The sequence below is a fragment of the Methylobacterium sp. 391_Methyba4 genome, assembly GCF_029691625.1.
In the GTDB taxonomy this organism is placed as follows: Bacteria; Pseudomonadota; Alphaproteobacteria; order Rhizobiales; family Beijerinckiaceae; genus Methylobacterium; species Methylobacterium fujisawaense.
The window spans coordinates 1,152,772-1,170,177 of sequence record NZ_CP121475.1; the positions used below are offsets into that span (position 1 = coordinate 1,152,772).

19 protein-coding genes are annotated in these 17,406 nt (G+C 70.9%); 7 read left to right on the forward strand and 12 right to left on the reverse strand.

Annotation, left to right across the window (positions count from 1 at the left end; translation table 11 throughout):
- Positions 1–8: 8 nt before the first annotated feature.
- The 6 genes from P9K36_RS05555 to fliL all read right to left on the reverse strand — a co-directional run bounded on the left by P9K36_RS05555 (position 9) and on the right by fliL (position 6,202).
- Positions 9–1,232 (reverse strand): phosphopentomutase, encoded by a 1,224-nt coding sequence (locus P9K36_RS05555; protein ID WP_278306635.1) that lies wholly within the window; start codon positions 1,230–1,232, stop codon positions 9–11.
- Positions 1,233–1,234: 2 nt separating this feature from the next.
- Entirely contained in the window at positions 1,235–2,872 is a 1,638-nt protein-coding gene (locus P9K36_RS05560) for an ABC transporter ATP-binding protein (protein WP_278306636.1), read from the reverse strand.
- Positions 2,873–2,994: 122 nt separating this feature from the next.
- Entirely contained in the window at positions 2,995–3,855 is an 861-nt protein-coding gene (locus P9K36_RS05565) for a hypothetical protein (RefSeq protein ID WP_278306637.1), read from the reverse strand.
- Positions 3,852–4,352, reverse strand: coding sequence for a DUF6468 domain-containing protein (locus P9K36_RS05570; protein WP_043352105.1), 501 nt, complete (start codon positions 4,350–4,352; stop codon positions 3,852–3,854). The genes P9K36_RS05565 and P9K36_RS05570 overlap by 4 nt, the downstream gene beginning before the upstream one ends.
- 19 nt (positions 4,353–4,371) lie before the next feature.
- Positions 4,372–5,589 (reverse strand): flagellar motor switch protein FliM, encoded by a 1,218-nt coding sequence (fliM, locus tag P9K36_RS05575; protein ID WP_085987666.1) that lies wholly within the window; start codon positions 5,587–5,589, stop codon positions 4,372–4,374.
- A gap of 64 nt (positions 5,590–5,653) precedes the next feature.
- Positions 5,654–6,202 (reverse strand): flagellar basal body-associated protein FliL, encoded by a 549-nt coding sequence (fliL, locus tag P9K36_RS05580; RefSeq protein WP_043352102.1) that lies wholly within the window; start codon positions 6,200–6,202, stop codon positions 5,654–5,656.
- A gap of 255 nt (positions 6,203–6,457) precedes the next feature.
- Here fliL and flgF point away from each other — a divergent pair, with 255 nt between their 5' ends.
- From flgF to flgH, 4 genes are all read left to right on the forward strand, one after another.
- Positions 6,458–7,198, forward strand: a complete 741-nt coding sequence (gene flgF / locus P9K36_RS05585; RefSeq protein ID WP_043388715.1) for a flagellar basal-body rod protein FlgF — start codon at positions 6,458–6,460, stop codon at positions 7,196–7,198.
- 14 nt (positions 7,199–7,212) lie between these two features.
- The gene (gene flgG / locus P9K36_RS05590) at positions 7,213–8,004 is read left to right on the forward strand and encodes a flagellar basal-body rod protein FlgG (RefSeq protein ID WP_043388717.1); all 792 of its coding nucleotides are present in this window, start codon (positions 7,213–7,215) and stop codon (positions 8,002–8,004) included.
- A gap of 121 nt (positions 8,005–8,125) precedes the next feature.
- Positions 8,126–9,199, forward strand: a complete 1,074-nt coding sequence (gene flgA / locus P9K36_RS05595; RefSeq protein ID WP_043760797.1) for a flagellar basal body P-ring formation chaperone FlgA — start codon at positions 8,126–8,128, stop codon at positions 9,197–9,199.
- A 36-nt stretch (positions 9,200–9,235) separates the two neighbouring features.
- Complete coding sequence (gene flgH, locus P9K36_RS05600) at positions 9,236–9,985, forward strand: flagellar basal body L-ring protein FlgH (RefSeq protein WP_043352094.1); 750 nt, start codon at positions 9,236–9,238, stop codon at positions 9,983–9,985.
- A gap of 6 nt (positions 9,986–9,991) precedes the next feature.
- Here flgH and P9K36_RS05605 read toward each other — a convergent pair whose 3' ends face one another.
- The 5 genes from P9K36_RS05605 to P9K36_RS05625 form a co-directional block, all read right to left on the reverse strand.
- Positions 9,992–11,302, reverse strand: coding sequence for a Gfo/Idh/MocA family oxidoreductase (locus tag P9K36_RS05605; RefSeq protein ID WP_043388720.1), 1,311 nt, complete (start codon positions 11,300–11,302; stop codon positions 9,992–9,994).
- 83 nt (positions 11,303–11,385) lie between these two features.
- Positions 11,386–11,814 (reverse strand): PilZ domain-containing protein, encoded by a 429-nt coding sequence (locus tag P9K36_RS05610; RefSeq protein ID WP_278306638.1) that lies wholly within the window; start codon positions 11,812–11,814, stop codon positions 11,386–11,388.
- A gap of 42 nt (positions 11,815–11,856) precedes the next feature.
- Positions 11,857–12,615: a phosphatase PAP2 family protein gene (locus P9K36_RS05615; protein WP_043356220.1), complete on the reverse strand. Its 759-nt coding sequence runs from the start codon at positions 12,613–12,615 to the stop codon at positions 11,857–11,859.
- Positions 12,616–12,646: 31 nt separating this feature from the next.
- Positions 12,647–13,165, reverse strand: coding sequence for a 2'-5' RNA ligase family protein (locus P9K36_RS05620; RefSeq protein WP_278306639.1), 519 nt, complete (start codon positions 13,163–13,165; stop codon positions 12,647–12,649).
- Between the two features lie 26 nt (positions 13,166–13,191).
- Positions 13,192–14,214: a spore photoproduct lyase family protein gene (locus tag P9K36_RS05625; protein ID WP_278306640.1), complete on the reverse strand. Its 1,023-nt coding sequence runs from the start codon at positions 14,212–14,214 to the stop codon at positions 13,192–13,194.
- A gap of 165 nt (positions 14,215–14,379) precedes the next feature.
- Here P9K36_RS05625 and P9K36_RS05630 point away from each other — a divergent pair, with 165 nt between their 5' ends.
- Positions 14,380–15,339 carry a hypothetical protein gene (locus tag P9K36_RS05630; RefSeq protein WP_179698318.1) on the forward strand — a complete coding sequence of 320 codons (960 nt, stop codon included), beginning with the start codon at positions 14,380–14,382 and terminating at the stop codon, positions 15,337–15,339.
- Here P9K36_RS05630 and P9K36_RS05635 read toward each other — a convergent pair.
- Positions 15,333–15,557 (reverse strand): hypothetical protein, encoded by a 225-nt coding sequence (locus P9K36_RS05635; protein WP_043352033.1) that lies wholly within the window; start codon positions 15,555–15,557, stop codon positions 15,333–15,335. The genes P9K36_RS05630 and P9K36_RS05635 overlap by 7 nt on opposite strands.
- Positions 15,558–15,821: 264 nt before the next feature.
- On the opposite strand from P9K36_RS05635, the gene P9K36_RS05640 reads away from it, so the two are divergent.
- Positions 15,822–16,799, forward strand: coding sequence for a glutathione S-transferase family protein (locus P9K36_RS05640; protein WP_278306642.1), 978 nt, complete (start codon positions 15,822–15,824; stop codon positions 16,797–16,799).
- A gap of 122 nt (positions 16,800–16,921) precedes the next feature.
- Positions 16,922–17,389: a hypothetical protein gene (locus tag P9K36_RS05645; RefSeq protein ID WP_075379727.1), complete on the forward strand. Its 468-nt coding sequence runs from the start codon at positions 16,922–16,924 to the stop codon at positions 17,387–17,389.
- Positions 17,390–17,406 lie beyond the last annotated feature (17 nt).

Genomic DNA, 17,406 nt, shown 5'->3' on the forward strand with positions numbered 1-17,406 from the left:
TGTCCTCCTTAATCCAGGAACGATGTTCCGGCCCCGTCCCAGGCCAGCCCGAGATGGGCCGCCACGGTGGCGCCGATATCCGCGAAGGTCTCCCGCCGGCCGATCGACCGGGCGGCCACGCCGGGGCCGAAGGCCAGGACCGGGACCTGCTCGCGGGTGTGGTCGGTCCCGGTCCAGGTCGGATCGTTGCCGTGATCGGCGGTGATCACGGCGAGGTCGCCCGGCGCCAGCGCCGCCAGGATCTCGGGGATCCGGGCGTCGAACGCCTCCAGCTCCGCGGCATAGCCCGGCACGTCGCGGCGGTGGCCGTGCTCCGTGTCGAAATCCACCAGGTTGACGAAGATCAGGCCGCCCGCCGGCAGGGTCGCCAGCGCGGCGAGTCCCGCCGTCACGCAGGCCGCATTCGGGCCCGGCTTGATCTCGCGGCCGGTGGCGCGGTGGGCGAAGATGTCGCCGATCTTGCCGACGCTCACCACCGCGCGGCCGGCCGACTCGGCCCGGTCGAGCAGGGTGCGCCCAGGCGGCGCGACCGCGAAATCCTTGCGGTTGCCGGTCCGGCGGAAGCCCGCCTCCGCCGAACCCACGAACGGCCGGGCGATCACCCGGCAGACGCGGTAGGGGTCGCACAGCCGGCGCGCCACGCGGCACAGGTCGTAGAGCCGCTCCAGCCCGAACGCCTCCTCGTGGGCGGCGATCTGGAACACGCTGTCGGCCGAGGTGTAGCAGATCGGCTGGCCGGTCCGGACATGCGCGGCGCCCAGCGCGTCGATGATCGCGACGCCCGGCGCGTGGCAATCGCCCAGGATGCCCGGGATGCCGCCTTCCGTGATCAGCGCGCGGGTCAGCTCCGGCGGGAAGGCCGGCCGGGTGTCGGGGAAATGCCCCCAGGGCTCGGTCAGGGGCAGCCCGGCGATCTCCCAGTGACCGGAGGGCGTGTCCTTGCCGGCGGCCTTCTCCACCGCGTGGCCGTAGGCGCCCCGCGGCGGCTCGGCCGGCGCGAGGTTCGGCGGGATGCGGCCCGAGGCGCCGCCGGCCGCCAGTCCGAGCCCGAGTTCGGCGAGATGGGGCAGACGCAGCGGACCCGCGCGCAGCCCCGCCCGATCGCCGCTTCCCTCCGCGCAGCGCTCGGCGATATGCCCCAGCGTGTCGGAGCCGGCATCGCCGTAGCTCTCCGCATCCGGGGCCCCGCCCACGCCCACGGAATCGAGGACGATGATGAGGGCGCGCGCCATGGTCAGGCGGACTCCAGCTCGGCGGGCGCGTCGCTCTCGAGGGCGAAGGCGGCCTTGAACAGGGCGCGGGTGTAGGGGGTCTGAGGATTCGCGAAGATCGACTCCGCAGGGCCTTCCTCGACCACGTGGCCGTTCTGCATGACGATCACGTAGTTGGCGAGGGCGCGCACCACCTTCAGGTCGTGGCTGATGAACAGGTAGGCGAGGCCGCGCTCGCGCTGGAGGTCGCGAAGCAGGGTCACGATCTGCGCCTGGACCGAGCGGTCGAGGGCCGAGGTCGGCTCGTCGAGGACGACGAAGCGGGGATTGAGGACCATGGCCCGCGCGATGGCGATGCGCTGGCGCTGGCCGCCGGAGAACTCGTGCGGGTAGCGGTCCATGGCGGCCGGATCGAGCCCGACATCGGTCAGGGCCTTGGCGACCACGGCCCGGCGCTCCGCCCGGGAACGCGCCGCGCCCTGCACCACCAGCCCCTCGGCGACGATGTCGGCCACCGACATGCGCGGCGAGAGAGAGCCGTAGGGATCCTGGAAGACCACCTGCATGTCCTTCCGCAGCGGGCGCATCTGCGCGACGCCGAAGCCGTCGATCGCCCGTCCGAGGAAGACGATCGGCCCTTCCGAGCGCGTGAGCCGCAGAAGGGCGAGGCCGAGGGTCGTCTTGCCTGAGCCGGACTCGCCGACGACGCCGACGGTCTCGCCGGTCCGGACCCGCAGGGACACGCCGTCCACGGCCCTGACATGGCCGGTGACGCGCCGGAGCAGACCCGATTTCAGCGGGAACCAGACCTTCAGGGGCCCGGCCTCCAGCAGCGGCGCGGCATCGGCCGGGACGGGGTTGGCCCGGCCCTTCGGCTCGGAGGCGATCAGGCGGCGCGTGTACTCGTGCTGCGGATCCGCGAAGACAGCCTTGGTCGCACCGGCCTCCACGATGCGGCCCTTGAGCATCACGCAGACGCGGTCGGCGATCCGCTCGACGATGCCGAGATCGTGGGTGATGAACAGCATCGCCATGCCGAGGCGCTTCTGCAGGTCGGCGAGCAGCGCCAGGATCTGCGCCTGCACGGTGACGTCCAGGGCCGTGGTCGGCTCGTCGGCGACCAGAAGGTCCGGCTCGCAGGCGAGCGCCATGGCGATCATCACGCGCTGGCGCTGGCCGCCGGAGAGTTCGTGCGGGTAGGCGCCCATGCGCCGCTCCGCGTCGCGCAGGCCCACGAGGTCCAGAAGCTCCAGGATCCGCCGGCGGGCCGCCTTGCCGGAGAGTCCGCGATGCAGGCCGAGTACCTCGCCGATCTGCCGCTCGATCGTGTGGAGCGGGTTCAGCGAGGTCATCGGCTCCTGGAACACCATGGTGATGTCGGCGCCGCGGACGTCGCGCATCGCCCGCTCGGGCAGCTGCGCGAGGTCGCGGTCCTTGAACAGGATCCGGCCGTCCTGCCGGGCCGATCCATCGAGGAGGCGCAGGATCGCCAGCGCCGTCACCGACTTGCCCGATCCCGATTCGCCCACGAGGGCGAGGGTCTCGCCCCGGCGGATGGCGAAGGAGACGCCGTCGACCGCCACGGTCTCGCCCTCCCGCGCGCGGAACGCCACGGACAGGTCCTCGACGGCGAGGAGCGGCTGGGGATCGGCCTCTGACATGAGCCCCTTATAGCGCGCCCGGCCCCGGACCCTAGCCCGTGCGGGTGCCGCATGACGCCCACCCGACATGTGCGACGGCAGACTCCGGGAAGTCGCGCGGCCGCCCGCGCTGCGCCGCGTTCCTAGCGCGCCGGCGCCCCGGGATCGATCGCCGGCAACTCGTTGGCGGGCAGCCCCATCCCGGCCTGGGCCTGCGGCCCTCCGGCGCCGCGGGCGCGGTTGGCGAGGGCCACGGTCAGGCGCTCGGCGGTCTCGGGCTGCATCACCGCCAGGACCTCGGACATCTTGCGGGGATTCATGGCCAGCACGATCGGGACCAGTACGTCGAGCCCGAGCCGGTCGAACACCCGGGCGGCGTCCTTGGGCTTCATCGCCTCGTACATCGTGACGATGTTCTTCAGGCCCTGCTTCTCGGCGTCCTCCTTCGCCTTCGCGACGGCGTCGACCTTGTCCTCGGCCTTCTTGAGGTCGCCCAGGCCGGTCTCGAGCTTGCGCTCGGCCTCCCCCAGCATCTTCTCGCGCAGCTCCAGCTCCTCGCTCTTCTGGCGCAGGGCGTCGCGCCGGGCGCCGAGCTTCTCCAGGAGCAGGCGCTCGGTGGGCGAGGCCGGGTTCCCGGCCGCGGGCGGTGCGGGCCGCGCCGGGGGCGGCTCCGGCGACTTCTCGGTCGCGGCGGCCGGCGCCTCCTTGGCGCCCACCGATCCGGTCGTCACCGGGTCGTAGGGCTCGTAGCCGGTGCGCGCCCGGGCGACCGCGCGCCCGTATTCCGGAAGCTCGGCGCTCTCCGGCAGGCCGGCCTGCAGCAGGCTGAGCAGCTTGAGCACGAGCAGCCCGCCCGCCGCCAGCGCCACGGCGTCGATGAGGCGCAGCCGGAACTGCCGGACGGGCTTCCGGCGCGCGCGCCGCTGCGGCGTCGCGGCGCGGCGTATCCGCTCCTCGGGATCCGGCTTCGGCGGCGGGATCTTCGGGGCCTTTACGCCGGTCACGCGGCGCGCGCCCGGACGCGGGCGAGGGCGCGCTCGCTCATGGCGAGGGCCGCCGCGGCCGCCACCCCGAGGCGCTCCCCGTTCGGACCGGCCTGCTCCGGCCTGCGCTCGGGCGGGATCTCCGGCGCGGGCCTCGGCTCAGGGGACGGCTCGGGACGGATCGGGACGGCGCGCATCTGCGCCACGATGGCGCCGATGCGCGTGATCACGCCCTCGCCGGCCTCGACCTGCAGCTTCAGCTCGGCGGCGCGGATGGTGGCGGTTTCCAGGCTGGCGTTCAGCGTGCGGTCGCCCTCGTCGATCGTCGCCCGCAGACCGGCGATGGCCCGCTCGGCCGTGCCGGTCGCCACCATCAGGTCGCCGATGGTCTGGCGCAGGGCGGCCTCGTCGCCCTTCATCTGGCCGATGCGGCGCGAGAGACGGAGGGACGTGACGATGGTCGCTGCCAGGAGGACGGCAACCAGGATGTCGGCGGCGAGGGTGACGAAGAGACTCATGTTGGGACCCTCATCGGCCCTAATTGTCCGACCGGTTGTTCATCGAGGCCTCGTAGGCCTGGATCGTCGTGCGCGAGCGGCGCAGGGGCCGCGTGACCTGGACGGCGATGTGCCCGTCGACGCGGCCCATCCGCCCCTGGGTGAGCGCCCAGTCGCCGCAGCGCACGGTGATGAGATCCGACGGCTTGGCGTCGAACATCAGCGTCTCGCCGACCTTCAGGCTCATGACCTGTTTGAGCGGCAGCATCATCTCGTGCAGCACCGCCTCCATGGTCACGTCGGCCTGCCAGATCTCGGTGGCGAGGTGGCCTTCCCAGACGTGATCGCGGCCGAGCTTCTCACCCATGAAGCTCTGGGTCAGGAGCTCCCGGATCGGCTCGATCGTCGCGTAGGGGAACAGGATCTGCAGCATGCCGCCGCGCCCGTCGACGTCCAGGCGCAGGCTGATCAGGATCGCGGCGTTGCCCGGCCGCGTGATCGTGGCGAAGCGCGGGTTGGTCTCGATCCGGTCGATGCCGAAGGTCACGGGCGACAGCGGCTGGAACGACAGCTCGAGATCGCCCAGCACGATCTCCACGAGGCGGCGCACCAGCGTCATCTCGATGGCGGTGAACGGGCGACCGTCCAGACGGCTCGACAAGCCGCCGCGCTTGCCGCCGAGCAGCAGGTCGAAGGTCGCGTAGGCGAGGTTGGAATCGACCGTAACGAGGCCGGAATTCTCCCATTGCTCGGCCCGGAACACGCCGAGCAGGGTCGGCAGCGGGATCGCGTTGAGATAGTCGCCGAAGCGCACCGAGGTGATGTTGTCCAGCGTCACCTCGACGTTGTCCTGGAACAGGTTGCGCAGGGAGGTCGACAGCAACCGGATCATCCGGTCGAAGACGATCTCCAGCATCGGCAGGCGTTCGTACTGGACGACGCCCGAATCGACGATGGCCTGAACGCCCCCGGCCCCCGAGGCCGAGAGCTCGCGCATGGAGAAGCCGAGGACGCCGTCGATCTCGTCCTGGTTCAGCACCCGGTCGTTGCCGGCGAGTTCGGGGAGGTTGTCGCTCTCCCCGTCCTCGATCATCGTCGCCCATTCGGCGGCGACGTCGCTCGCGTTGCGCGTGGTGCCCTGCTCAGCGAGGGCCGCGCCCCATTCCTCGGCGAGGGACGAGTCGCCGCCCTCGGCGCCCTGCTCCAGAAGGGCTGCCGACCAATCGTCCTCGGGGAGTTCGTCTTCGGGTTCCATCAGGCGTGCTCGATCGGGGGCCGGCCCGGCGCGGGGTTGGAGGCGATGGGGGTGGTCGCAGGCGCGTTCATTGGACGATCACGTCCTTGAAGAGCACGGCATCGACCTTGGCGGGATACAGGGCAATGTTGACCCGCCGCAGCAATTCCTCGCGCAGCCGGAACAGGCCCACCGAGTTCGTGATGTCGCTGGCGCGCAGCTCGCGCATGTAGACCTGCAGCGCGTCCTCCACCCGCGGCATCAGCGGCTTGACCTCCTCCTCGGCCTTCGCGTCCTTCAGCTCCAGGGCGATCCGGACCTTCGCGTACCGGGCCTTGTCCTGCGGCTGGTCCGGACTGAGGTTGAGGAGCATCTCGCGCACGTCCACGAAGACCACGGGCTTCTTGCCGTCCGGGCCGACACCCTTGCCGTCTGCGCCGTGCCCTCCGCCGTGGCCGCCGTCCTGTGCGGCCTCCTTGCCGCCGCCGCCGCCCATCATCAGGAAGGCGCCCGCGCCGCCGCCCACGAGCAGGACCGCGACGGCCACCATGATCATGAGCTTCTTCTTGCCCTTCGGGGCGCTTTCGGCTCCGGCCCCGCCTTCCTCGGCGGAGGCCTTCTTCGGCTTCTTGGCCATGGAATAATGCTCTCTCGCGGGAGACTGCGCGCCAGGTACACCCAGATATCGGAGCATCACGGTTAACGTGCCGTTAAGCAGGCAATTCCTGCCGGGCCAGGTTTGCCGCAACGCAGACCCGGCGCCGACGCGACGACCGCGCAATCCCCGTCAAGCCCTTGTCAGAACGATGGAATTTTCTTCCGTTGGGTTTGGCACAGCGGATGCTGAATGGATCGTTGCCGCCTCCGCGGCCCGCGAGTCCCAGAGTCCACGATGCAGAATGCCCTCTTCGTCGGCGTGTCGAGCCAGATGGCGCTCCAGCGCGAGCTGGACGTGATCGCCAACAACATGGCGAACGTCTCGACCACCGGGTTCAAGGCTCGCAACACCCGCTTCCAGGAATACCTGATGCCGGTGGCCAGCGCGGATTCGTTCGCCCGGCCCGACCGGCGTCTCTCCTACGTCATCGACCAGGGCACCACCCTCGATCTCGGGCAGGGCCCGGTCGAGCGGACCGGCAACCCGCTCAACGTGGCGATCAAGGGTGCGGCCTTCATCGCCGTGCAGTCCCCCCAGGGCGAGCGCTACACCCGAAACGGCGCCTTCGAGATCGACCCGCAGGGCGCGCTCGTCACCAGCGACGGCTACAAGGTGGCGGGCGAGGGCGGACCGATCACCATCAACCCGCAGGAGACCGGCCTCGCCATCGGCCCCGACGGTACCGTGTCGACCAATCTCGGCATCCGCGGGCGCATCAAGCTCGTCACCTTCGCCAACCCACAGCGGCTGACCAACGAGGGGGGCAACCTCTACGCCTCGCCGGAGCCGGCACGCCCCGCCGGCATCGACGGACGCCTGGAATCCGAAGCGCTGGAACGCTCGAACGTCCGCCCGGTGATCGAGATGACCCGGCTGATGGACGTGAACCGGTCCTACGCCATGGTGTCGAGCATGATCTCGCGCCTCGACGACCTGCGGGGCACGGCGATCCGCCGCCTCGCCGACGTCGCCTAAGGGGAGCTCGGCCGATGCGCGCCCTCTACTCCGCCGCCACCGGCATGGCGGCCCAGGAACTCAACGTCCAGGTCATCTCGAACAACATCGCGAACCTGCGCACCACCGGCTACAAGCGCCAGCAGGTGCACTTCCAGGATCTGCTCTACCAGAACCTGCGACGGGCCGGCGCCTCGACCTCGCAGCAGAACACCCAGCTTCCGGCCGGCCTCGCCCTCGGCTCGGGCGTGAAGACGACCTCGACAGCCCGCGTGATGTCACAGGGCACGCTCTCGTCCACCGAGAAGGATTACGACGTCGCGATCCGCGGCGAGGGGTTCTTCCGGGTGACGCTCCCGGACGGCCGCACCGCCTATTCCCGGGACGGCTCCTTCGACCTCTCGGCCTCGGGCCAGCTCGTCACCCGCGACGGCTACCTGCTCGATCCGGCGATCACCGTGCCGCAGAACGCGACGTCGGTGACGATCAGCGCGACGGGCGTCGTGCAGGCGAGCATTCCGGGCCAGACGGCGCCGCAGGCGCTCGGCCAGTTCCAGCTCTCGCGCTTCGTCAACAAGGTCGGCCTCGAATCGATCGGCGACAACCTGTTCGTCGAGACCGCGGCCTCCGGGCAGGCGATCAGCGGCCTGCCGGGCGCCGACGGCTTCGGCAACCTCCAGCAGAGCTACCTGGAAGAGGCGAACGTGAACGCCGTCACCGAGATCTCGTCCCTGATCGCCGCGCAGCGCGCCTACGAGATGAACTCGAAGGTCGTCACCGCGGCCGACCAGATGCTCTCCACCACCACGCAGATGTTCCGCAGCTAACCGCGCGACCCGCACCCGCTTCAGGTCCCTGAACATGTATGCCGGCATGCATCCCGCCCATCCCGCTCATCCCACCCGTCCCGATCCCGACTTCGAGACCCTCGATCTGCCCCGTATCGGCATGGCGGACGGAAGTGACATCAGCCCGATCATCCGCCGTCCCCGGCCGCGGGTCTCCCCCCTGGGCTCGGCCGTGATCCTGCGCGCGGTGCTGGCCTTCCTGACCTTCGCGGTCCTCGGCGCCCTGGCGATCCCCGCCATGGCCCAGGCTGAAGGTCTGCGGCTGCGCGGCGACGTCACAGCCCGCGGAGACATCCTGACGCTGGCCGACCTGGTCGAGGGCGTGCCGGAGCGCCTGGCCGCGCGTCCGCTGTTCCGCGCACCCACCCTGGGTGCCACCGGGACGATCCAGACCCGCCGCATCCTCGACGCCGCCGCCGCCCTGGGTCTCGCCAACCTGGAGACCGGGGGCCGGCTGCAGATCGCCGTGCAGCGCGCCGCCCGCCGCCTCGGGCCGCCGGAGATCGAAGCCGCGCTCAAGCGCGGCCTCGAGACCAGCTACGGGCTCGACCCCCGCAGCGTCACGATCCGCTTCGACGGGGACGGCCCGACCCTGCTCGCTCCGGTGGACCTCGAAGGGCAGGCCGCAGCCCTCGACGTCACCTACGACCTGCGCTCCCGCCGCGTCGCGGGGCTGGTCAGCCTCGGCGAGCGGCAGGCCTCCCTGCGGGTATCCGGCGTGGTCGTCGAACTGCGCGAAGTGGCGGTGCTCACCCGGACGCTCAACCGCGGCGAACCGGTGAAGGAGGGCGACGTCGTGGCGGAGCGGCGTCCGCGCGAGACCGTCGCCTCCGACGCGCAGGGAAGCGCCACGGCGGTCATCGGCGAGGTCGCCCAGAACACGCTCACCGCCGGGACCGTGCTGCGGATGACCGATACCGCCCCGCCCGAGCTGGTCGCGCGCGGCGAGAACGTGACCATCGTGTACGAGACGCCGAACGTCAGCCTGTCGATGCGCGGCCTGTCGAACGATTCCGGCCGCATGGGCGCCGTCGTCAACGTCGTCAACGTCGCCTCCAAGAAGATCCTGCAGGCCACCGTGATCGGCCCCGGCCGGGTCTCGGTGAGCCCCAGCCCCGCGGCTCAGCAGGCCGCCGGCGCCGCCCCCGTCCAGGCGACCGCCTCCCTGCGCTGACCGCCCGTCCTGCACGCGTCGAAGAGTGATTGCCCGATGGCCCGCCGCATCGTCCTGAACCCGCTCGCCGCCGCTCTGATCGCCGGCGCGCTCGGTGCCTGCAACACCGCCGACCGCCTCTCGCAGGTGGGCGCGACCCCGGCCTTGTCGGCGATCGAGGATCCCACCACCCAGCCGGGCTACAAGCCGGTGCGGATGCCGATGCCCGACGTCCAGCCGGTCTCGTACGCCCCGAACTCGCTGTGGCGGACGGGCTCCCGCGCCTTCTTCAAGGATCAGCGCGCCGCCCGGCTCGGCGACCTCCTGACCGTGAAGGTCAACGTCACCGATCAGGCCAACATCAGCAACGAGACCAAGCGCTCCCGGGCCAACACCGAGAGCTTCGGCCTGCCGAACGCCCTGGGACTGGAGAACAACGCGGTCGGCAAGTCCTTCGGCGTCGGCAGCACCGCGCTGCTGTCCGCCACCTCGGCCACCGCCAATGACGGTGCCGGCTCGGTCCAGCGCGCCGAGACCGTGACGACGAACGTCGCCGCGGTGGTCACCCAGGTTCTGCCCAACGGCAACCTCGTGGTCGAGGGCAAGCAGGAGATCCGCGTCAACTTCGAAGTGCGCGAGATGGTGGTCGCGGGCGTTGTCCGGCCGGAGGATATCGAGTCGGACAACACCATCGACTCGACCAAGATCGCCCAGGCCCGGATCGCCTATGGCGGGCGGGGCCAGATCACCGACGTGCAGCAGCCGCGCTACGGCCAGCAGATCGTCGACATCCTGCTGCCGTTCTGAGGCCCTTCAGCCCGGCTCCTCCGGCTCCGGCCCACGGGTGACGTCGAGGCCGGACCCGGCGCCGGGGGGCGGCCCGACCTTGACCGGAGCGCCGGTCCGCGCGGCCTCATAGATCGCCTCCATCAGCACCTGATCCTGCAGCCCCTCCTCGCCGGGGGTGCGGGGGCGCAGATCCTCCTGGATGCAGCGCGCGAAGTGGTCGAGTTCCAGGGCGAACTGGTTCTTGGGGCTCAGGACCTTCTCGTCCCGCGCGGCGTTCTTGCCGTCGCGGTGGCCGATGATGAGCCGCTGGCCCTGGTAGGCGAAGGCGTTCTGGAGGTCGATGGCGGCGGTTCCGGTGTGCAGGGTCAGGCTTCGCGCCTCGTAGACCCCGTAGCTCGACAGGCACTGGGCGATCACGCCGGACGGGAAGTGCAGGGTGAAGCTCGCCGTCTCCTCGACCTCGCGGTACTTGGGATCGTCCGGCGGCGAGTGGATCTGGGCCTGGATCAGGTTCGGCTCCTCGCCGAGGACCGCGCGGGTGGTGTTCAGGCAGTAGAGCCCGATATCCGGCAGCGACCCGCCCCCTGCTAGCGCCTTCCGCAGGCGCCACTGCTCCGGCAGTCCCGTGGTCTGGCCGTTGAAGGCCTGGATCAGCCGGGGCCGGCCGAACTCGCCCGAACGGGCGAGCTTGATCACGGCCCGGTTGTGCGGCTCGTACTGGCACCGATAGGCGATCATCAGCTTGACGCCGGCCTTGGCGCAGGCCGCGATCATCTCGCGGCACTCGTCCGAGGAGACCGCCATCGGCTTCTCGCAGAGCACCTGCTTGCCCGCCGCCGCGGCCGCCACGACGTTGTCCCGGTGCACGCCGTTCGGCGTGACGATGTAGACCGCCTGGACGTTCGGGTTGGCCTTCAGCCGATCCCACCCGTCGTAGCCGTACACGGCATCGTCCGGCAGCCCGTATTGCCGGGCCACGAGCTTCGCCTTGTCGGGGGAGCCCGACATCACCGCCGCAAGGCGGGCGCGCTTGGCCTCGCCGAAAGCCGGGAGAATCTCGTCGAGGCTCAGGCGCCCCAGACCGACGACGCAGTAGCCGACCCGCTGGCCCGGTGGCTGAGGCGCCGGGCTCGGGGCGGGCGGCCTGTCACCGGCACCGCGCCAGTTCGGGAACATCACCCGTCCGCCCTGCACGGCACCGGTATCGGCCGGAACCGAGGGGGCCGGTGGAGTGCCCGCCGGGGCGGCCTGGGCGCCGCCGCCCATCGCGGCGCCGGCCAGGGCGCCCCCGGCCGCGAGAAGATTGCGTCGTGAGAGCCGGGTGTCGTCTGCCATGGGCCTCGCCGTGTCGCCGGGACGGAATGGAGGCGCCTTGGGCGCCGCGTGGCGTGGAAGCCGCCGAGGGCGGGACCGCGCTCTCAGTGAACGCGACCCGGCGGCGTGCCGTTTCCGTCGAGAAGCGCGGCGCGCAGACGCGCCACCTCCGCCTCGCTGGCGGCGAGCCGGCGCGCGATCGCCGCCGGCTGCGTCGCGGCCCCCGTCTCGGTGAAACCGAGACCGACGCTCTCGCCCGCCCGCCAAGCTATGAAGGCCCGCCGGGTCTCGCCACGGCAGGGGATGAACAGCTCGATGCAATCGGGCAGCGTGGCGTCGGCAGGGACCCGGATCCGTGCCCCGTCTAGGGACACGTCGCGGACCGTGCAGTCGAGATCCGGCAGAAAGGCCGCGACGCGCAGTCGGCCGCCCAGGCAGACGCGGCGTCGGGCAGTACGGCGTCGGTCGACCACGAGCGCTTCATCCTGATGGGTGCAGATGTCGGGACAACCGCCATTGAGCCCGAAGCGCATCGGCGCGTCTCCTTTAACCGTCGGTTTACCTTAATGGCGGCCTCAGGCGGGCGGCGGCGGATCGGGCGCCTCGACCTCGCCGCGACGCTGCAGCTGCAGGGCGACGAACCAGCACAGGGATGCCCAGGCCGCGCCGATGCACCAGCCGGCCAGCACGTCGCTCGGCCAGTGCACGCCGAGATAGATACGGCTGATGCCGACCAGCAGCGTCACGCTGACTCCGAGGGCCAGGACCAGTGCCTTCGCGCGGCGGTTGCGCTCGACCCGGGCGATGAGGGTCGCCAGGGTCAGATAGGCGATGGCCGACATGGTGGCGTGGCCGCTCGGAAAACTCGCCGTGAACACTTCCATGCCGTGAGGGACGAGGTCCGGTCGCGGCCGGTGGTAGAGCATCTTCAGCAAGGTCGAGACCAGCTCGCCGCTGCCCACCGCCGCCAGGACGTAGAGGCCGATGCGCCGCCGCCCGGACACGGCGAGATAGCCCGCCACCGCGCAGGTGAGGAACAGCACCGTGAAGACGCTGCCGAGCCCGGTGATGTCGCGCATCGTCTCCTCGAGCCAGGGCGGCCCGATCGGATCGGCGAGATCGGCGGGGTTGCGCAGGGCGAGCAGGATCCGGCGGTCGAGGGCCGCGGTGGAGCCCTCGCCGACCTCGTGGGCGAGGTAGAAGAACCCATAGCCGAGGGTGCTCAGGCAGAGCAGGGCGACGAGGGGACCGACTTCGTTCAGGCGCAACCGCAGCCACACCGCCAGGGCGGGCTCGATCAGGCGATTGTTGCGGATCTGGCTCGGGGCCTTCATGCGGCGGGATCCGGGTCGGGGACGTGCGTCATCAGTCGTTCTCTCCGAAGGGCAGGCGGGCCACCGCATCCCAGGGACCGCCACGGTAGCGCCAGAGCAGCGTCGCCGGCGCGGCGAAGCGGAACGGCGCGAAACCGGCCGACAGGTCGGCGTGGAGCGCCCGGGCCTTGTCCGGAGCCACCTTGTTCTGGACCGTAACGTGGGGGCGCCAGCCCTGCCGATCCTGGGCGGTGAGATGAGGCGCGAAGCCCTGCGCAAGGCGGGCCCGGAAGTTCGACAGCGCATCGGATTCGAGCACGTAGGCGACGCCCCGGCCGGTGAAGCGCAGGCCCGTCACGGCGACCTCCGGCCTTGGAACGGTGCGGGCGAGGGCGGTGATGGCCTCGATCACGCCCCGCTCCCGGTCGCCCGGCAGGTGGTGGAACAGGGTCGCATGGGCGGGAATGCGATTCAGCGCTTCAGGGAAGTAGCGACGCCGCTCGCCGTCGAACCGGGCGAAGGTCTGCTCATCGAAGGCGAGCGTCAGGATCAGGGGGTCCGCGTCCATCATGCGGGCCAGATGGCGCCCGAAGCCGCTCAGGTCCAGTACAGAATCCGCGCGGTCGGCAGGTCTCGGGCGAGGCACGCGGTGAGGTGGCTGCGCATCGCCTGCATCAGGAGCTTCGGGAAGACATACTTCACGGAGCCGAACTTGGTGCGCTTCTCGACGCGCTCGGCCTCGTCGAGGGGCAGGTCCGAGCCGGGATACCAGCCGCGCAGCACCGCCTTCGAGCCGGGGGTGAAGCGATGGGTGATGAGTTCGGCGGTGAGGTCGAGATCCGGCACATCGGCGAGGGCGTCGGCGGCGGCGCGGATCAGCCCGGCATAGGCTGCCTCCCAGTCCGGGACCGGCAGGATCGGCGCGACGGTCAGGCCGACCGGATAACCGGCCCGGGCCACCTCGGCCATGGCGGCGAGCCGGGCGGGGAGGGGATCGGTGCCGCCCTCGTAACGCGCGGCGGCCCGCGGGTTGACCGAGAAGCGGATCCGCGTGCGCCGGTTGTGCGGCAGGTCGAGGAGCGGTGCCACCGCGGCGAACTTTGTGGTGAAGCGCAACTGAACCGGCGCGTCCCAGGCGCCGAAATGCCGGATCGCCGCCGAGAGCGAGCCGGTCAGGTGCTCGATGCCGAGGGGATCGGTGTAGCAGGACGCCTCGAAGGTGGTTCCCTCGTGCGCCCGCTCCCGGGACGCCGAGGTCACTGCCCCGCGCCCGGCATAGGCCGTGAGGTTGCCGAGGATCGCCTCGAGATTGGCATAGACGCGCGTCACCGGCGGCCCGGCGAGCGAGCCGGCGAGGTAGCAGTACTGGCAATGGGCGGGGCAACCCTCGGCAAGGTCGAAGCGCCAATCGGCCGAGGGCGGGATCGGCTGCAGCCGCAGCTTGGTCGGCGGGGCGCTCGTCAGGACGAGGGTCGCCTTCGCGGCCGCGTAAGCCCGGCGGGGATCCGCCTCGCGCGGGCTCGGCAGGCGGTTGGACGGCAGGCGCTCCACCGGCAGGCCCAGGGCCTCGGCGCGGGCCTGCATGGCCCGACCATGGGGATGCTCCAGAGCGGACGGCATCACCAGCACCCGGCGCGGGTGCCACGGGCGCCCCGGGCGGACGGGCTCCGGGCAATCGGGGGTCTGAACGGCCGGGAGGGACGAAGGCGGCATGCCTGAGGAACGCCTCGTCCCGGCACCGGGTCCGGCCTAGTCGCCCGCTCACGGTGCGGCTAAAGCACCGTCATGTCTTCAGGCAGGGAGAGCGTCCATGTCGGCCGCGACGGCTGGTTATTTCTCACCGGAGGAACCAACCGGGTCATGGACCGGTATCGCGGCGGTCTGCGGCACTGGCTGCTGCTGCGCGGCTGGACGCGGCTGATCAAGGCCCGTGCGCGGCGGGCCGAGGACCTCGGCATTCGCTGCCTCCACGTGATCGTGCCGGAGAAGCTGTCGGTCTACGACGACAAGACCGACGGCCTGCGCTACGCGCCGGCTAAGGCTTCGACCCGGCGACTGGCCCGACGCCTCGCGCGACACCCGGCCTATCTCGACCTTCTCGCGCCGCTTCGCGCTGCCCGCAACGGAGCGACGCCGCTCTACCTGCGCACCGACACCCACTGGACCGCGCAGGGGTGCCTGCTGGCCTATCGCGAGATCATGCGGGCGCTCGGGGCGGTTCCGCCCGCCGATATCGGCGGCCGTCCCGGTACCGTCTCGGAACAGATCATGGATCTCGGCGAGAAGCTGCCCGAGCGGCCGCGCGAGCGGCTGGAGCGGTTCATGCTGCAGCGCGATGCGATTCGGGTGGAGACCGGGCCGCTACTGGCCGCCTACGAGGCGCAGGGACGCGACCGCGAGGTGCATGTCGGCGCGCATGTCGTCTATCGAAACCCGTCCCCGGGGGCCGATCCGCGACGGCTCGTCCTGTTCGGCGATTCCTGCGCCCATTTCGACCCGTTCCTGCTGACCGGGCTGCTCGCCGAGAGTTTCAGCGAGGTTCACTTCATCTGGTCCTCGAGCCTCGACTGGCCCTACATCGAGCGCGTGCGTCCGGACATCCTGCTGTTCGAGATCGCCGAGCGCTTCCTGGCCAAGCTGCCGAAGGACGATTTCGACGTGGCCGTCGCCGGTCAGCGCGGGACGGGCGGTCGCCTCGCACGGCTCAGGAGCGACGGCCTGGGACGTGCCGTGGCGCCTCAGTAGATGGCCGGATCCAGGCGGGCGAAGTCGGTGACGCTGGCGGCCTGATACTTGGCGACGGATTCCGGCGCGCAGGCGATCCCGATCATCAGGACGAGGAGTGTCGCGAGGCACGCGAGCGTTGCCGTGACCACGTCGGCATGGCGCCGCAGAGCATGGATCACCAAGCATCCGAACGTGAACAGGGCCGCCTCGGCGACGGGCACCAGCGCGAACGACATCACTTCACCTCCATCGATCTCCCAACGCGATCGGGCCGCTGCGGCACGTGCGCGGCGACGGGTGGGTGCCCGAGAGATGGCTCAGTTTGCTGCACCGCAACAGAAGGATCGGCGCAGCCCTGCCTTGCGCAGAACTCGCGGGCCGGCGGGACCGGGCGCACCGGTCGCGCGGTCGGCGCTCCTCGGATGCAGACCGGCATCCGTCTTCACAGACGCCGCGCGAGGCCCATCTGGGTCGGATCGCTTATGGGACCGGAGACGACGATGGGCCTCCTCGTGGACGGCATCTGGCGCGACCAGTGGTACGATACCGCCGCGACGGGCGGCCGCTTCGAGCGCAAGGCCTCGGCCTTCCGCAACTGGGTGACCGCCGACGGATCACCGGGTCCCTCCGGATCGGGCGGCTTCCGGGCCGAGCCGGGCCGCTACCATCTCTACGTCTCCCTGGCCTGTCCCTGGGCGCACCGCACGCTGATCGGGCGCGCGCTCAAAGGGCTGGAAGACGTGATCTCCGTCTCGGTGGTCGATCCGCATATGGGCGCCGAGGGCTGGGTGTTCGGTGACACGCCGGGCGCGACGCCGGACCCGATCCACGGCGCACGGCGCCTCTACGAGGTCTACCTGGCGGCCGACCCGTCCTACAGCGGCCGCGTCACCGTGCCGGTGCTGTGGGACCGGGAGCGCGGCACCATCGTGTCGAACGAATCCGCCGAGATCCTGCGGATGCTGAACGACGCCTTCGGGGGTACGGGTCCGGATCTCTACCCGGCGGACCTGCGTCCCGAGATCGACGCGGTGAACGCTCGGGTCTACGACCGGGTGAACAACGGTGTCTACAAGGCGGGCTTCGCCACCACCCAGGACGCCTATGCCCAAGCCTTCGAGGCCCTGTTCGCCGAGCTCGATGCGCTCGAAGCGCGGCTCGACCGGAGCCGTTACCTCTGCGGCGACCGCGTGACCGAGACGGATATCCGCCTGTTCACCACCCTGGTGCGATTCGACGCGGTCTATGTCGGGCACTTCAAGTGCAACAGGCGCCGGATCGCCGACTATCCGAACCTGTCGAACTATCTCCGCGATCTCTATGCCATGCCCGGCATCGCGCCGACCGTCGATCTGACGCATATCAAGCGGCATTATTACGAGAGCCATCCGACCATCAATCCGACGGGGATCGTGCCCCTCGGACCGGAGCTGGATTTCGCCGCCCCGAACGACCGTGCCCTGCGGTTTGCGGCCTAGCCGGCTGCGGTGGGGGTTCGGCCCGTGGTGAGCCCGACGCCGGCCCCGTCCCGATGCCGCCCCCTCGACGGCGGGCGCCGTGCGCCTAGTTCGGCTCTCAACCGGAGGATGCCCGACCCGCCATGACCAATCGCCTGCGCCTCGCGCTGCTCTGCGCTCTCGTCAGTCTTCCCTCCGCGGCACGCGCCCAGGCCGCGTTGCGGCTGGACGGCACCTGCGAGAAGCTCGTGATCGGCACGCAGGATCTGAGCAGCTCCTGCAGCAACGTCCTGACGAACGCGGTGAGCCGCAATCGCACCAGCTTCGACTTCACCACCTCCGACGGTCAGGCGCTCAGCTTCAGCGGTAACGGCGCCCAGCAGGAAGCCACCGAGGAGACCGATCCGCTGCAGCCGATCAACGTGGTCACCACCGGAAAGGATGGCGCCCCGGTCCTGGCGATCGGCGCCTGCCGCTTCTCCACACCGGAACCGGGCCGCACCGCGATCACCTGCGAGGCCAGCACGGCCGACGGACGCCCGTTTGCCGGAACGTTCGTGACTGCGGCCAAGGCGCCTGCCGGTGCGCCGGCCGCCGCACCGGCCCGCTGAGCGTCCCTGTCTTTGGG

What these genes read in the sequence shown, in the direction of transcription:
- P9K36_RS05640 (WP_278306642.1), top strand. Translation starts at nt 15,822, where the DNA reads ATGGGCCTCCTCGTGGACGGCATCTGGCGCGACCAGTGGTACGATACC.
- P9K36_RS05560 (WP_278306636.1), bottom strand. Translation starts at nt 2,872, where the DNA reads ATGTCAGAGGCCGATCCCCAGCCGCTCCTCGCCGTCGAGGACCTGTCC.
- P9K36_RS05610 (WP_278306638.1), bottom strand. Translation starts at nt 11,814, where the DNA reads ATGCGCTTCGGGCTCAATGGCGGTTGTCCCGACATCTGCACCCATCAG.
- P9K36_RS05615 (WP_043356220.1), bottom strand. Translation starts at nt 12,615, where the DNA reads ATGAAGGCCCCGAGCCAGATCCGCAACAATCGCCTGATCGAGCCCGCC.
- P9K36_RS05620 (WP_278306639.1), bottom strand. Translation starts at nt 13,165, where the DNA reads ATGATGGACGCGGACCCCCTGATCCTGACGCTCGCCTTCGATGAGCAG.
- P9K36_RS05635 (WP_043352033.1), bottom strand. Translation starts at nt 15,557, where the DNA reads ATGTCGTTCGCGCTGGTGCCCGTCGCCGAGGCGGCCCTGTTCACGTTC.
- P9K36_RS05605 (WP_043388720.1), bottom strand. Translation starts at nt 11,302, where the DNA reads ATGGCAGACGACACCCGGCTCTCACGACGCAATCTTCTCGCGGCCGGG.
- flgF (WP_043388715.1), top strand. Translation starts at nt 6,458, where the DNA reads ATGCAGAATGCCCTCTTCGTCGGCGTGTCGAGCCAGATGGCGCTCCAG.
- P9K36_RS05555 (WP_278306635.1), bottom strand. Translation starts at nt 1,232, where the DNA reads ATGGCGCGCGCCCTCATCATCGTCCTCGATTCCGTGGGCGTGGGCGGG.
- flgH (WP_043352094.1), top strand. Translation starts at nt 9,236, where the DNA reads ATGGCCCGCCGCATCGTCCTGAACCCGCTCGCCGCCGCTCTGATCGCC.
- flgA (WP_043760797.1), top strand. Translation starts at nt 8,126, where the DNA reads ATGGCGGACGGAAGTGACATCAGCCCGATCATCCGCCGTCCCCGGCCG.
- fliL (WP_043352102.1), bottom strand. Translation starts at nt 6,202, where the DNA reads ATGGCCAAGAAGCCGAAGAAGGCCTCCGCCGAGGAAGGCGGGGCCGGA.
- P9K36_RS05630 (WP_179698318.1), top strand. Translation starts at nt 14,380, where the DNA reads ATGTCTTCAGGCAGGGAGAGCGTCCATGTCGGCCGCGACGGCTGGTTA.
- P9K36_RS05645 (WP_075379727.1), top strand. Translation starts at nt 16,922, where the DNA reads ATGACCAATCGCCTGCGCCTCGCGCTGCTCTGCGCTCTCGTCAGTCTT.
- P9K36_RS05625 (WP_278306640.1), bottom strand. Translation starts at nt 14,214, where the DNA reads ATGCCGTCCGCTCTGGAGCATCCCCATGGTCGGGCCATGCAGGCCCGC.
- P9K36_RS05570 (WP_043352105.1), bottom strand. Translation starts at nt 4,352, where the DNA reads ATGAGTCTCTTCGTCACCCTCGCCGCCGACATCCTGGTTGCCGTCCTC.
- flgG (WP_043388717.1), top strand. Translation starts at nt 7,213, where the DNA reads ATGCGCGCCCTCTACTCCGCCGCCACCGGCATGGCGGCCCAGGAACTC.